14 protein-coding genes are annotated in these 13,982 nt (G+C 58.3%); 1 reads left to right on the top strand and 13 read right to left on the bottom strand.

What is annotated here, in order from left to right; genetic code table 11:
• Positions 1-35: 35 nt before the first annotated feature.
• From trpA to FHX08_RS25045, 8 genes are all read right to left on the bottom strand, one after another.
• The gene (gene trpA / locus FHX08_RS25080; RefSeq protein WP_132656202.1) at positions 36-875 is read right to left on the bottom strand and encodes a tryptophan synthase subunit alpha; all 840 of its coding nucleotides are present in this window, start codon (positions 873-875) and stop codon (positions 36-38) included.
• Positions 876-881: 6 nt separating this feature from the next.
• Positions 882-2,102 carry a tryptophan synthase subunit beta gene (trpB, locus tag FHX08_RS25075; protein WP_184327730.1) on the bottom strand — a complete coding sequence of 407 codons (1,221 nt, stop codon included), beginning with the start codon at positions 2,100-2,102 and terminating at the stop codon, positions 882-884.
• Positions 2,103-2,104: 2 nt separating this feature from the next.
• Positions 2,105-2,773 carry a phosphoribosylanthranilate isomerase gene (locus FHX08_RS25070; RefSeq protein WP_132656198.1) on the bottom strand — a complete coding sequence of 223 codons (669 nt, stop codon included), beginning with the start codon at positions 2,771-2,773 and terminating at the stop codon, positions 2,105-2,107.
• Positions 2,774-2,846: 73 nt separating this feature from the next.
• Entirely contained in the window at positions 2,847-3,605 is a 759-nt protein-coding gene (locus FHX08_RS25065; protein ID WP_132656188.1) for a M48 family metallopeptidase, read from the bottom strand.
• A gap of 88 nt (positions 3,606-3,693) precedes the next feature.
• A complete protein-coding gene (locus FHX08_RS25060; protein ID WP_132656186.1) occupies positions 3,694-4,128 on the bottom strand; it encodes a DUF2852 domain-containing protein in 435 nt (144 codons plus the stop codon).
• Positions 4,129-4,272: 144 nt separating this feature from the next.
• Entirely contained in the window at positions 4,273-5,547 is a 1,275-nt protein-coding gene (locus tag FHX08_RS25055; protein ID WP_132656311.1) for a polyhydroxyalkanoate depolymerase, read from the bottom strand.
• 207 nt (positions 5,548-5,754) lie between these two features.
• Positions 5,755-6,597: a fumarylacetoacetate hydrolase family protein gene (locus FHX08_RS25050; protein WP_132656184.1), complete on the bottom strand. Its 843-nt coding sequence runs from the start codon at positions 6,595-6,597 to the stop codon at positions 5,755-5,757.
• Between the two features lie 181 nt (positions 6,598-6,778).
• Positions 6,779-7,732: a glutathione S-transferase family protein gene (locus FHX08_RS25045; RefSeq protein WP_132656182.1), complete on the bottom strand. Its 954-nt coding sequence runs from the start codon at positions 7,730-7,732 to the stop codon at positions 6,779-6,781.
• A 191-nt stretch (positions 7,733-7,923) separates the two neighbouring features.
• Between FHX08_RS25045 and FHX08_RS25040 the strand changes: the two genes are divergently transcribed.
• Entirely contained in the window at positions 7,924-8,520 is a 597-nt protein-coding gene (locus FHX08_RS25040; RefSeq protein ID WP_132656180.1) for a nitroreductase family protein, read from the top strand.
• A 60-nt stretch (positions 8,521-8,580) separates the two neighbouring features.
• Here FHX08_RS25040 and gyrB read toward each other — a convergent pair whose 3' ends face one another.
• The 5 genes from gyrB to FHX08_RS25015 form a co-directional block, all read right to left on the bottom strand.
• Entirely contained in the window at positions 8,581-11,016 is a 2,436-nt protein-coding gene (gene gyrB / locus FHX08_RS25035; protein ID WP_132656178.1) for a DNA topoisomerase (ATP-hydrolyzing) subunit B, read from the bottom strand.
• A gap of 133 nt (positions 11,017-11,149) precedes the next feature.
• Positions 11,150-11,527, bottom strand: coding sequence for a helix-turn-helix domain-containing protein (locus FHX08_RS25030; protein WP_132656176.1), 378 nt, complete (start codon positions 11,525-11,527; stop codon positions 11,150-11,152).
• Complete coding sequence (locus FHX08_RS25025; RefSeq protein ID WP_132656174.1) at positions 11,524-12,093, bottom strand: Smr/MutS family protein; 570 nt, start codon at positions 12,091-12,093, stop codon at positions 11,524-11,526. Before FHX08_RS25025 ends, FHX08_RS25030 begins: the two co-directional genes overlap by 4 nt.
• The gene (locus FHX08_RS25020) at positions 12,093-13,208 is read right to left on the bottom strand and encodes a murein transglycosylase A (protein WP_132656172.1); all 1,116 of its coding nucleotides are present in this window, start codon (positions 13,206-13,208) and stop codon (positions 12,093-12,095) included. The genes FHX08_RS25025 and FHX08_RS25020 overlap by 1 nt, the downstream gene beginning before the upstream one ends.
• Entirely contained in the window at positions 13,201-13,905 is a 705-nt protein-coding gene (locus FHX08_RS25015) for a Tim44/TimA family putative adaptor protein (protein WP_132656170.1), read from the bottom strand. The genes FHX08_RS25020 and FHX08_RS25015 overlap by 8 nt, the downstream gene beginning before the upstream one ends.
• Positions 13,906-13,982: the final 77 nt, after the last annotated feature.

Below are 13,982 nucleotides of genomic sequence, written 5' to 3'. Positions count from 1 at the left end.
GAATACTCCTATTGACTCGTGCCAATGTGGGGAAACTATTCGGCAGCAACAAGGCGCGCCGAACGCGTTCCTGTGGAAAGACCGCGAACCAGCGTCGCCACGGCCTGAACCGTATCAGCCGTCGCCTTTCCATCCGCTGTGAGGGTATTGGCTACCTGATTGACGATCGCGGTACCGACAACCACACCGTCGGCTGAGGCCCCGATGACTTTCGCATGCTCTGCCGTCTTGACGCCGAAGCCGACACAAACCGGCAAGTCGGTATGCTCCTTGATGCGCTTGACGGCGCCCGCGACCAGCGATGTGTCAGGCAGGGCGGAACCGGTAATGCCGGTCATCGAGACGTAATAAACAAAGCCGGACGTATTCTTCAGAACCGTCGGCAGGCGCTTTTCATCCGTCGTCGGCGTTGCAAGGCGAATGAAATTGATGCCCTTCTTCAACGCAGGAATGCAGAGTTCGTCATCCATTTCCGGCGGAAGGTCGACGACGATCAACCCATCGATGCCGGAAATCAGCGCATCATCGAGAAACTTCTCGACGCCGTAGATGTAGATAGGATTGTAGTAGCCCATCATGACGATCGGCGTCGTGTAGTTGGTCTTGCGGAAGTCGGCGGCAAGCTGCAGCGTCTTCTTCAGCGTCTGGCCGCCCTTCAGCGCGCGCTGGCCGGCGAGCTGGATTGCCGGGCCGTCAGCCATGGGGTCGGAAAAGGGCATTCCGAGTTCGATAATATCGGAGCCAGCCTCCGGCAGCGCCTTCATGATGCCGAGCGAGGTCTCGTAATCGGGATCGCCGCCCATGAAATAGGTTACGAGTGCCGGGCGACCTTCCGCCTTCAGATCGGCGAAGCGTTTATCCATACGTGCGGTCATGTTTCTTTACTCACCCATTCCCAGGATCTTGCCGACGGTGAAGATGTCCTTGTCGCCGCGGCCGGAGAGGTTCATCAAGATGATCTCGTCCTTGCCCATCTTGGGCGCGCGCTTGATGACTTCGGCAAGCGCGTGCGAAGGCTCGAGCGCCGGGATGATACCTTCGAGGCGCGTCAGCGTTTGGAAGGCTTCGAGCGCTTCATGATCCATGATCGGTACATATTCGGCACGACCGATATCGTTCAGCCATGAATGTTCCGGGCCGATGCCGGGATAATCGAGGCCAGCCGAGATCGAATGGCCTTCCTTGATCTGCCCGTCATTGTCCTGCAACAGATAGGTGCGGTTGCCGTGCAGAACACCGGGCGAGCCAGCGGTGATCGAAGCGCAGTGCTCATCGCCCTGCAAGCCCTTGCCGCCGGCCTCAACGCCGACGATCTTGACGTCCTTGTCATCGAGGAAGGGATGGAAGATGCCGATCGCATTCGAACCACCGCCAACTGCAGCAATAACGAGATCTGGCAGGCGGCCTTCGGCCTCGAGCATCTGCTGCTTGGCCTCCATGCCGATAACGGCCTGGAAATCGCGCACCATTTCCGGATAGGGGTGCGGGCCGGCAGCGGTGCCGATCAGATAGTAGGTACTGTCGACGTTGGTGACCCAATCTCGCAGAGCCTCGTTCATAGCGTCCTTCAGCGTGCCGCTGCCGGCAGTCACCGGCTTTACCTCGGCACCAAGCAGCTTCATGCGGAACACATTCGGTGCCTGACGCTCGACGTCGGTGGCGCCCATGTAGACGACACAGGGTAGGCCGAAGCGGGCGGCGACGGTGGCGGAAGCCACGCCATGCTGTCCGGCACCGGTCTCGGCGATGATACGCGTCTTGCCCATGCGCTTGGCGAGCAGGATCTGACCGATGCAATTGTTGATCTTGTGCGAACCGGTATGGTTCAGCTCTTCACGCTTGAAGTAGATCTTGGCACCACCGAGATGCTGGGTCAGGCGCTCAGCATAATAAAGCGGGCTCGGGCGGCCGATATAGTGGGTGCCGAGATGCTTCAGTTCCGCCTGGAATTCCGGATCGTCTTTCGCTTTGTTCCACTCTTCCTGCAGATCGAGGATCAAGGGCATCAGGGTTTCGGCCACGAAGCGGCCCCCGTAAATGCCGAAGCGGCCGTCTTCGTCCGGGCCGGCGCGGAAGGAATTCGGTTTAGGCGTCTTGTTCACTTTCAACTCCCTGAGGTCGTTTCAGGCATGCATGCCTGTTCAACCGCATCGAAAAACTCATCGATCATCTCTGGGCTCTTCACGCCCGGCGCACTTTCGACACCGGAGGCGGTATCGACACCCGGCGCCTTGGAGATTGCCAGCGCCTGGCCGACATTTGTCTTGTTGAGCCCGCCGGAAAGCATGTAGTCAACGCTTCCGTCAAGCCAGGTGAGCAGGCTCCAATCAAAGGAAACGCCGTTACCGCCCGGCAGTTCGGACCCTTTCGGCGGCTTGGCATCGAAAAGGAAACGATCTGCGATGCCTATATAGGCCTCGACACGCTTCAGGTCGTCGGCGCTACGAACCGCCAATGCCTTGATAACGGGGATGCCGTAGACTGCCTTAATGGACAGCACGCGCTCGGGACTCTCGCTGCCGTGAAGCTGCAGCATATCGGGACGCAAAAGCGCAACGATTTCGTCGAGATCATCATTGGTCGGATCGACCACGACAGCGACTATCTTAGCCTTGCCGCGCGCCGGCTCGGCAAGTTTGCCGGCAATATCGGGCTCGACGTAGCGCGGGCTCTTTTCGAAAAAATTGAAGCCGAGATGCGTCGCGCCGCGCTTCAGTGCGCGTTCGATGGCCTCAGGCGTCTTCAAACCGCAGATCTTGATATCTGGTCTCATGGCAGCGGAGTGACATGAAATGCGCGAAGAGTCGAGCCAATTTGCAAATGCCGGCCGCATTTAGCGGGTCCACTTAATCGAAGTCTATGGCGTGCAATTGGCTGCCATGACGCTTCAGCCAGGACTTCGCCTCTTCCATATGCGGGCAAAGTTTCTTGCAGAGCGCCCAGAAGTGCGGGCCGTGGTTCATTTCCTTGAGATGCGCGACCTCATGGGCAGCGAGATAATCGATCACGGAAGGCGGCGCCATAACGATGCGCCACGAGAAACTCAGGTTTCCTTCCGAGGAGCAGGAGCCCCAGCGGCTGCGGGTATCCTTCATCGAAATCGAGCGTATCGGCGCCTTGATGGAACCGGCATGCAAGCGTGACAATTTCTCGAGATCGGCGCGCGCTTCTTTTTTTAGGAAGGCGGCGATGCGCCTGCCGATATGTTCCGGCATGCCGCTGACGCGAAGTACTGCTTTACCGTCCATCATGACGGCCTCGGTCAGCCCACGTAGACTACCGGTGTGCTGAATACGATGTTTGACGCCCCGAAAGAGAATGTCGCCGCCATCGTACAGACCCGTATCGGTGGAAAATTTCGCAAGTTTGGTCAGCAGCCAGCCTTGGTGCCTGTCCAGGAAAGCATTGACTTCTCGAGCGGCAAGCCCCTTCGGCACCGTCATCTTCAACGCCCGGCCGCCTGGCTCGATACGCAGTGTGATCCGGGTTGCCCGGTCATGCTGCTTGATCGTGAGGGGCATCAGACGGCCGGCGACATCCAGCGTCCGCTTTTCGGGCGGAGCCGGTTTTTTCGTCGTACGACGGATCTTCGGGAGCGGAAACATAGGAGTTTTCTATACGATTCGGAGGAAATCCGGGCAAAGAAAAACCGGCATCGGAAGCGATGCCGGCCGTAGACTTTCTGTGTTTGCCTTACGGCGTCTGGTATTCGGCGACCGGACCATTGTCGTCGCGTCTGCCGTTCTTGCGCTCGCGCATGAAGCGGTCGAATTCTTCCTGATCCTTGGCGCGGCGAAGCTCGCGCAGGTAGGCATCGAATTCCTGACGCATTTCATCGAGCTTGCGGCGTTCCTCCTCGATGCGATCGAGCTCGGCCTTGCGCCAATCGTCGAAGGCGACGTTGCCCGTCGAGAAATGCGGGCGGTGACGGCCATGCGAACGGCGGCAGCCTGCAAAGAAGCCATCCGTCGCCTGGTTGACGTCACGCTTGAAGCCACGCAGCCGCTCGCCGAAGATGATATAGGCAAGCATGGCCAGCCCCAGAGGCCAGAAAACCATGAAGCCGAGGATCATCAGGGCAACGGTAGCCGGAGTCCAATCCGGGCGAAGCAATGCTGACTGGTTCATCGTGCGGTATCCTCGCGTTCAGCACCCGACACGATGCCGAGTGCTGAAAAAGCAGATGGTTACCGGTGAACCGGCCTTCAAGACGATTTCAGGTTAAATCGGACAAGGTCTTGAGTTGGCAGCATTAAATCAGCGTTTCCTAATTCAGGCTGATTTGCCGCCCTTGATGACACGCTGGACCGGCGGCTTCTTCGCGCGGGAATGCTGTCGCGTGAAGGAGACGATACGAGGCGCAATCTCGCGGCGGAAGCGGGAACCGTTGAAGACGCCGTAGTGGCCGACATCCGGCTGCAGGTAATGCATGCGCATCTCGTTAGGGATATTTACGCAGATGGTCTGTGCAGCCTGTGTCTGACCGACGCCCGAGATATCGTCGTTCTCGCCCTCGACCGTCAGCAAGGCGACGTTGTGGATCGCCGAAGGGTCGACGCGCTTGCCGCGATGCATAAGTTCACCCTTCGGCAGCGCATGCTTCATGAAGACCTGTTCAACGGTCTGCAGATAAAATTCCGCAGTCAGGTCCATGACGGCGAGATATTCGTCGTAAAAATCACGGTGCTTTTCGGGCTCGCCATCGTTCTTCACGAGATGCATGAAGAATTCCTTGTGGGCGATCAGGTGCCGGTCAAGGTTCATCGACATGAAGCCGGAAAGCTGCAGGAAGCCTGGATAGACAGGCCGCATGAAACCCGGCTGCGGCCAGGGGACATTCATGATGACATTATCGGCAAACCACTCGAGCGGCCGCTCCTTGGCAAGCTTGTTGACTGCCGTCGGATTGATGCGGGTGTCGATCGGACCGCCCATCAGGGTCATGGACGACGGCGCAAGCGGATCCTTGGCCTCTTCCATGATGGCGGCAGCGGCCAACACCGGCACGGAGGGCTGACAGACGGCGATAACATGCGTGTCATGGCCGAGGAAATGCAGCATCTCGACGACGTAATCGATGTAATCCGAGAGGTCGAAGGTGCCTTCGGTCATCGGCACCATGCGCGCGTCCAACCAGTCGGTGATGTAAATGTCAGCGCTCGGCAGCAGTGCCTCGACGGTGCCGCGCAGCAAGGTCGCGTAGTGGCCGGACATGGGTGCTACTATGAGAATGCGCGGATCACCACTGTGACCGGCTGGGACATCGCGGGAAAAGTGCAGGAGATTGCAGAAGGAACGCGCCCAAACCACTTCCTCGCGCACAACGACCTTCCTGCCGTCGACGAGGGTTTCGTCGAGCCCGAATTCCGGCTTGCCATAACGGCGCGTGGTGCGCTCGAACATTTCGAGACCGGCCGAAATGGTGCGCCCCATCGGGGTTTGCGAAAAGGGGTTCAGCGGATTGGCATAGGCAAAACGCATAATATCTGCTGCAGCGCGGAAGGGAGCCAGCGCTGCATGGTTCAATTCATAAAGCTGGTAGAACATGAAGGGCGCCACCTTTCTCTATCCGGCAAAGACGACGCCAATTGAAGGGCGCCGGACTCTTTCCGTTAACGCTGGCACATCAACGTAGGCTAGCAGGTTTTTGTTGCACAGCAACATAACATTACAGTCTGAAAGAAAAATGCCGGAAAATTGATCTCCGGCATTACCTTGTTGGATAAAGCTCAAGCTTTTCAGTAGGAGAAGCCGTTAACGGTCCGCTACAAAGAGCTGCTTCTGAGTGCCGAGCCCTTCGATGCCGAGTTCGACGACGTCGCCGTCCTTCAGATAACGCGGCGGCTTCATGCCCATCCCAACGCCAGGAGGCGTGCCGGTCGAGATGACATCGCCAGGCTGCAGGGACATGAATTGACTGAGATAAGAAACGATGAAGGCGACGCCGTAGACCATGGTCTTGGTGGAACCGTCCTGCATCGTCTGGCCGTTGACCTTGAGCCACATGCCAAGGTTCTGCGGATTGACAACTTCGTCCTTGGTCACGAGCCACGGACCGATCGGGCCGAAGGTGTCGCAGGACTTGCCCTTGGTCCACTGGCCGGAACGCTCGGTCTGGAAGGCGCGTTCGGAAACGTCGTTGGAGACGCAGTAGCCGGCGACATAATCCAGCGCTTCGGCTTCGCTAACATATTTCGCGGTCTTGCCGATGACGACACCGAGTTCGACTTCCCAGTCGGTCTTCTCCGAACCACGCGGGATCTGGACGTTGTCGTTCGGACCAACAATCGCCGATGTCGCCTTCATGAAGATGACGGGCTCTGGCGGCACGGTGGCGCCGGTTTCTGCTGCGTGGTCAGAATAGTTCAAACCGATGCAGATGAATTTGCCGGTGCCGGCAACGCAGGCGCCGATACGGCCGGCGGCTAGTTCGGGCAGGCTCTTCGGATCGAGGGCTGCGATTTTTGCAAGGCCTGCCGGCGTGATTGCCTCGCCGCCGATATCGGCGACATGGGCAGAAAGGTCACGGATCTTGCCATCGGCATCGAGCAGGGCCGGCTTTTCGCTGCCCGCTTCTCCAACGCGCATCAGCTTCATGAATATCCTCCTCATGGAAAGCGAGTGCGCCACCTATGAACGAATTATTCATCGGTGTCATTATGCCTTTCCGAGGAAGCGGTACGCCTGCTCAGAGAATTTCTGTTTTTCTTCAAAACGCAAAAATGCTCCAGCGCTTTATATTCGCGCAAAACCGCTGCGCACCTTTGCCGGAGCTGCTTTAAAAAATTTCAGCGAGTTGCGGTCCAACCGGGACAATGCGCGTGGGGTTGAGGCTCTCGATCGAATAATAACCGCGCTTGATGTGATCGAAATTCACGGTCTCGGCAATGCCGGGCCAATCCAGCATCCGCCGGCAGAAGGCCTTGAGGTTGGGGTAATCGGACAGACGCCGCAGGTTGCACTTGAAAAGCCCGTGATAGGCGACATCGAAACGCACGAGCGTAACGAACAGGCGGATATCGGCCTCCGTCGGGTGGTCAGCGAAGAGGAACTTGCGGTCTTCGAGCTGCGGTTCGATCCAGTCCAGGCAGCCGAAGACCTCGGCAAAGGCCTCCTCATAGGCAATCTGCGTCGTCGCAAAGCCGGTGCGGTAAACGCCATTGTTCAGTGACGGATAGATGCGCTCGTTGAAGACATCAATCGCATTGCGCCGAGCGGCCGGATAAAGATCGATGTTGCCGCGGGCGAGATCGCCAAAACCGCTGTTCAGCATGCGCAGAATATCGGACGATTCGTTGTTGACGATTGTCGCGCGTTTCTTGTCCCATAGAGCTGGGACCGTCGCTCGTCCGGTGAAATCGGCATCCGCCTTCGTGTAGATCTCGTGCATGTAGGTGGCGCCGTTCTCCTCATCTGCAGTCGCGCCGGGATAATCGCCAAAACGCCAGCCCTGCTTGGTGAGCGCCGGTTCGACAATCGAAACCGAGATGATATCTTCCAGCCCTTTGAGCTTGCGGCCGATCAGTGTGCGCGAAGCCCAGGGGCAAATATAGGCGACGTAGAGATGGTAGCGGCCGGCTTCCGCGGCAAAACCGCCCTCACCTGTCGGGCCTGCACTGCCGTCAGGCGTCACCCAGTTGCGGAAGCTCGATATCTGACGGACGAAGCCACCCTTCTCATCCTTTGCCTGGACCGGCTGCCAATCCTCGGTCCATTTGCCACTCACCAGCATGCCGCTTCTCCTGATCGATCGTATTTACGCCGCTTTACCGGGAGTTCTTCGCGCGCGTAAGGCCAGTTTCTGGAAACAGATCGTGCACCGGCTGCAATCAAACTGCGCTTGCCAAGCAAGCGGGTGCGGAAATATCACTAAAGTAATCTCTGCAATGGAATCCCATCCATCGCCAACTCCCGGAAGCCAGCATGACGAAAGCCAATAGCCGCGAATCCGAATATGCAATCGATCCGATGTTTCTCGACCGCTGGTCGCCTCGCGCCTTTACCGGCGAGATCATCGAAGAAGCCCAGCTTCTGACGCTGCTCGACGCTGCGCACTGGGCGCCATCATCGGCAAACATGCAGCCGTGGCGGTTCCTCTACGCATTGAAAGGCTCGAAGCATTGGGAAGAATTCGTGAGCCTGCTCGTCGAATCCAACCAGGAATGGGCGAAGAACGCTTCGGCATTGATCTTCGTGGTCTCGCGCAGCTTCACCGGCGCTCGCAGCGAGGGACGCCCAAGCTATACGCACTCTTTTGATGCCGGCGCCGCTTGGGGCCATCTTGCCATCCAGGCTCGCATTTCTGGCTTCTATGCCCATGGCATGGGCGGCATCAAACATGATGAAATCAAAGAAAAGCTCGAAGTGCCAGATGGTTATCGCGTCGAAGCTGGTATTGCCGTCGGACGCATTGCCGACAAGAGCACTCTCTCCGAACGGAATCGGGAGCGTGAATTTCCGAGCCAGCGCAAGCCACTCTCTGAAGTCGCCTTCAACGGTCGCTTCGTCGGCAAGGATTGATCACGAATAAAAAGCCCCGCTAGCCCGATGACTGCGAGGCTTTTCGTGACCGGTTTTCGGTCAGATATCAAGGTTTGCGACGCTCAGTGCGTTGTCCTGGATGAATTCGCGGCGCGGCTCGACTTCATCGCCCATCAGGCGGGCAAAAAGGCCGTCGGCATCAGTCGCATCGCTGACCTTGACCTGCAACAGCGAGCGGACGTTCGGATCGAGCGTCGTTTCCCAGAGCTGTTCGGCATTCATTTCACCGAGACCCTTGTAGCGCTGCATGGTCAGGCCCTTGCGGCCGCTGGCGAAAATAGCATCGAGAAGCGCGCGCGGGCCGGAAATTTCAACCTCGCCGTCGCGTCGGCTCAATGCCGGTGGCGTCTGGTAGATTTCCTTCAGACGCGGTGTGAGCTGGTCGATAAGGCGGGCATCTTGGGAACCGATCAGCGCCATGTCGAGCACGATGACTTCCTTGACGCCGCGAACCATGCGTTCCAAGCGTATACCGCCCTCGCTGGTGAGGTTGCCTTCCCAGCCGCGTTCTGTTTCCTCGGCGATAATATCGAGTCGCTTGGCGACTTCATTCGCCAGTTCCTGGGCACGATCCGCATTGCTGACGAGTTCGGCATTGAGGGCACCGGCGATAGCCGCTTGTTCGACGACGGCACGATTGTAGCGCGAATGCAGGTTATCGAGCAAGGCGCGCAGACGCAGGGCATCGTGAATGACCTCATTCAGATCCTGTCCGACGCGGACTTCGCCGCTCGAAAGCTTCAGCGCCGCATCTTCCAGACCTTGGCCGATCAGATAATCTTCCAGCGCTTTTTCATTCTTGACGTACTGCACCGACTTGCCGCGTGAAACCTTATAAAGTGGCGGCTGTGCGATATAGAGATGGCCGCGCTCGATCAGCTCGGGCATCTGGCGGAAGAAGAAGGTAAGCAGCAGCGTGCGAATATGGGCGCCGTCGACGTCGGCGTCCGTCATGATGATGATCTTGTGATAGCGCAGCTTTTCGGCGTTGAACTCATCCTTGCCGATGCCGGTGCCGAGTGCCGTGATCAGTGTGCCGATTTCTTGGCTCGACAGCATCTTGTCGAAACGGGCGCGCTCGACATTCAGAATCTTGCCGCGCAGCGGCAGGATTGCCTGATTTTCGCGCGAGCGCCCCTGCTTGGCCGAGCCGCCTGCCGAATCACCCTCAACGAGGAAGACTTCGGATTTGGCCGGATCGCGCTCGGAGCAGTCGGCGAGCTTGCCGGGCAGCGAAGCGATATCAAGTGCGCCTTTGCGACGCGTCAGTTCGCGCGCCTTGCGGGCGGCTTCGCGGGCGGCAGCAGCTTCCACCACCTTGCCGACAAGAACCTTGGCTTCAGCGGGATGTTCTTCGAGCCAAGTGCTCAGCGCTTCATTGACGAGGCTTTCGACGACCGGACGCACTTCGGAGGAAACGAGCTTGTCCTTGGTCTGCGACGAGAATTTCGGGTCCGGTACCTTTACCGACAGAACAGCGGTCAGGCCTTCGCGGCAATCGTCACCAGTGAGCGTCACCTTTTCCTTCTTGGTGATGCCAGAGGTATCGGCATAGGAGGTGATCTGGCGTGTCAACGCAGCGCGGAAACCGGCCATGTGCGTGCCACCATCGCGCTGGGGAATGTTGTTGGTGAAGCAGAGCACGTTCTCATGGTAGCTATCGTTCCACCACATAGCCACTTCGACGGTGATACCGTCCTTCTCGCCGCGGATCGCGACCGGCTTTTCAACAAGCGGCTTCTTGGCGCGATCGAGATAGGAGACGAAGGCCTCGAGGCCACCGTCATACATCATCTCTTCCTGTTTGATGTCGGAATGACGCTTGTCTGTCAGCAGGATACGGACGCCGGAGTTGAGGAAGGCCAGTTCACGCAGACGGTGCTCAAGCGTGCCATAGTCGAACTCCGTCATGGTGAAAGTTCCAGAGCTCGGCATAAAGCTGACTTCCGTGCCTGTCTCGTCGCCGGCTTCACCGGTTACCCTCAACGGTGCATCCGCAACTCCATGGGTGAAGCTCATCTCATGGATCTTGCCGTGACGACGGATCTTCAGCTTCAGCCAGACCGAAAGCGCGTTGACAACCGAAACGCCGACGCCATGCAGACCACCTGAAACCTTGTAGGAGTTCTGGTCGAACTTGCCGCCAGCATGCAGCTGGGTCATGATGACTTCGGCCGCCGACACGCCTTCACCGCTATGGATAGCTGTCGGAATGCCGCGGCCGTTATCCGTAACGGTTACAGAGCCGTCCGGATTGAGCGAAACGGTAACGAGATCGGCGTGGCCGGCCAGCGCTTCATCGATCGCGTTGTCGACGACTTCGTAGACCATGTGGTGAAGGCCCGAGCCGTCGTCGGTATCGCCGATATACATGCCGGGGCGCTTGCGCACGGCATCAAGGCCCTTCAGGACCTTGATGGAGTCTGCGCCATATTCGGTGTTTACGCCGTTTTCCGTCGCGGGTGCATCGGTCATTCTGTCGAGATTTTCCCTGTTGTAGTCAGCAACGGCGCGCCTTGCGAATCACCGGCTTTTTCAATGTCGAATATAGGTTTTTTGCAGCGAGTTCCCAATGGCAAGGCCCCAAAACAAGGCATAAAACAGGGGATTATGACGCTTTTCCGTCCCCTTTGCCGCCATTTTCAAGAAGCGCGGATAACTGGGCGATATCTGCGCTGTCAAGGCTGCGGATGCGCTTGGCCAGACGATTGGCAAATTCTGTGTGTTCAGACGGCAGGCCCGAGGTATCGACGACCACACGTGGGTCGGACGAGCCGGCAATGAGGAAGAGTTCTTCCGCCTCGTCCCAGATGATGTTGAAGTAGCCAGCGATACGCTGCAGGAGATCGAAGCTCGGCACGCCGCGTTTCCCATGCTCGAGCGCAGAGAGATAGGCGGGCGACACATTCAGGGCCGCAGCCATCTGCTTTTGCGTCACGCCCTTCCGGGCGCGTAGCTTGCGGACTGCTTCAGCAAACGGGGTCACGACTTTTCCCCGGCGCGGCGCGAGAGGCGGATATAGAGCGCTCCCTCGCCGCCATGATGCTGGGCCGCAGGCTCATAGGACGATATCAGAAAGCGGAATTCCGGCTTGGAGAACCAGAGCGGCACGGCGCGTTTCAAGACGCCTTCGCTGCCCATGGAGCTGCCTTTGCCGGTGATGACCAGAACATGCCGCATGCCGCGCTCATGGGCGCGAACCAGGAAATCAAGCAGGAAGGAGTGTGCCTCGCTCTGGACCATTCCGTGGAGATCAACGCGCGCTTCGAGCGCCAACTTCCCTTTGGCAATCTTGCGCTTGACCGGTCGCTCCAGCGGATGGTGGATGCCCGACGGCTGTTTTGCCGGAGTCGGCACTACGGACTGCTGCGAAAGAGGTGATATCGCCTTCTGCTTTTCGACCTTCTCCCGCTCAGCCGCCGCCTCGGCCTCGACCAGAAATGTATCGAGCGCAGTCAGTTCATCTGTCTTGCCGGGCATCGGCCGCGTACTGCGAGCCACCCTGCCCCATAGGATTCTCTCGTCCGAACTGAGCTTGCGGTCCTTCGCCATCAGCCGAACCTCGTCGCGGCCGCATTCGGAATGAGAATTGCGAAGTCCGCATCGTTGCGCACAGTCCCCGCCAATTCACCGGCAGCATGGCCCGACCCGGTGAAAATATCGCCGCGCGCCGGCCCGACAATTGCCGAACCGGTGTCAAGCGCGAGCATCAATCGCTGAAACGGCTTGCCACCATCAAGATGAGTCAGCCTTTCGGAGCGGATGAAGAACGGAAAGCCAAAAGTGTGGATCAGGCGGTCAACGGCAAGCGAACGTCCGGCAAGCAGCGGTACTTTTGCCGCAGCGATCGGCCCGGCACTCGGATCCTCCACCGCAGCTTCGCGGAAGAAAATATAGGATCGGTTATGCCAAAGGACTTCGTCGACCTTGTCGGGATGGGCAGCAAGCCAAGCGCGGATGGACTGCATGGAAACAGCCGCACGGTCGATCTCACCGCGATCGATCAGCAACTTGCCGATCGCCGAAAAGGGATGACCCGCTTTCGCAGCATAGGTGATGCGGCCGATTCTGCCATCGGCGTAACGCAGACGAGCCGCGCCCTGCACATGCACGAAAAAGAGATCGACTTTCGATCTCGCCCAAGCAATTTCGAGACCGCGACCTTCGAGACAGCCTTGGTCGATGGCACGGCGATCGGGGTAGGCGTCGATCAGACCATCACCAAGGCGTCCGAAAGCATAGGAACGTTCCAGGTCTGCTGGACGGTTTTGATCGTCAAGATCGATCAGATCGTCGGGACGACGGTAGATCGGAAAGCGAAAGTCCTCATCCGGTCTGTCGGCAACGTCGATTTCCGGTTCGTAGAATGCGGTGACAAACCCGCTCCCGCCATCTCTTCGGACGATCCGGAAGGCTTGGCAATGACTCTCGAAGAAGAGCCGCGCCGCCTCGGCCGACGACGGACGAAACTTTTCCGCCGCTTCCAGCAATGGAAGGAGGTCGGCTGACGTCAGGCCCAGCGACCCGGTACGATAAGGTTTCGTCTCGGAAATATGCCGGCGACAGGAGGCCATGACTTCAAAAAGAACGGAGGGATCGTCACTCCCCCAGCCTTCCAATGCGTCGAAACTGACTGCCTTGAGGGCGAAGTCCGCTACGTCACTCATGTTCCGATTCGGTCGCGACGAGTTTCCAGTTGGGATCGCGCGAGCGGGTATCGCGAGCGAAGGTCCAGAGATCGTTGACCTCGGCGACATTCTCGGCGTCGCCTTCGATCAGCACGTCGTTCTTGTCGTAGGTAGCGGAGATCAGCTGGCTGATGATGCGCACGGTGATCTGCGCCTCGCTGCCCTTGGTTTCGGCATGGGTGATCTCGGCCTTATCGATGCCGACGAAGGTGGATTTTATCTTCTCACCCTTGCTCTCGCGATCGTTGATTGCTGCATCGAAGCCGTCATAGACTTCACGGGAGAGAAGGTTCTTCAGGCTTTTACGGTCGCCATCGGCGAAAGCCATGACGATCATCTCGTAGGCCATGCGGGCGCCGTTCAGGAATTCCTTCGGGTCGAAGGAGGGATCAGCTCTGTTGAGCGCGCGCAGAGATTCATTCAGCGGCGTGCCGGCCGGTGCGAAAGCGTCGATGGCGGAGAAGTGGTCTTCCTCTTCCCCATTCACATCGCGCCGGGGCAGGGTTACGACCTTGCCGGCATCGGCGCTGTCGTTCTGCACGGCATCCCGTGGCGTATAGAGATCACGCGGCGGCTTCTCATTTCCTGTGCGGCGTCCGAGAACAGAACGAAGCTGAAAGAAAATCAGCACCGCCGCTACCAGAAAAAACAATGTAATGAAGTCGTTTGAACTCATATCCCGCCGCTGTCGCTGTTAACATCCCTGATTTCTACCCCCATATAGTCCGGCTATACGGATGATTCAAATCATGG

The organism is Rhizobium sp. BK529 (assembly GCF_014194105.1).
GTDB lineage: Bacteria > Pseudomonadota > Alphaproteobacteria > Rhizobiales > Rhizobiaceae > Rhizobium.
This window is presented reverse-complemented; position numbering and strand designations above follow the sequence as displayed.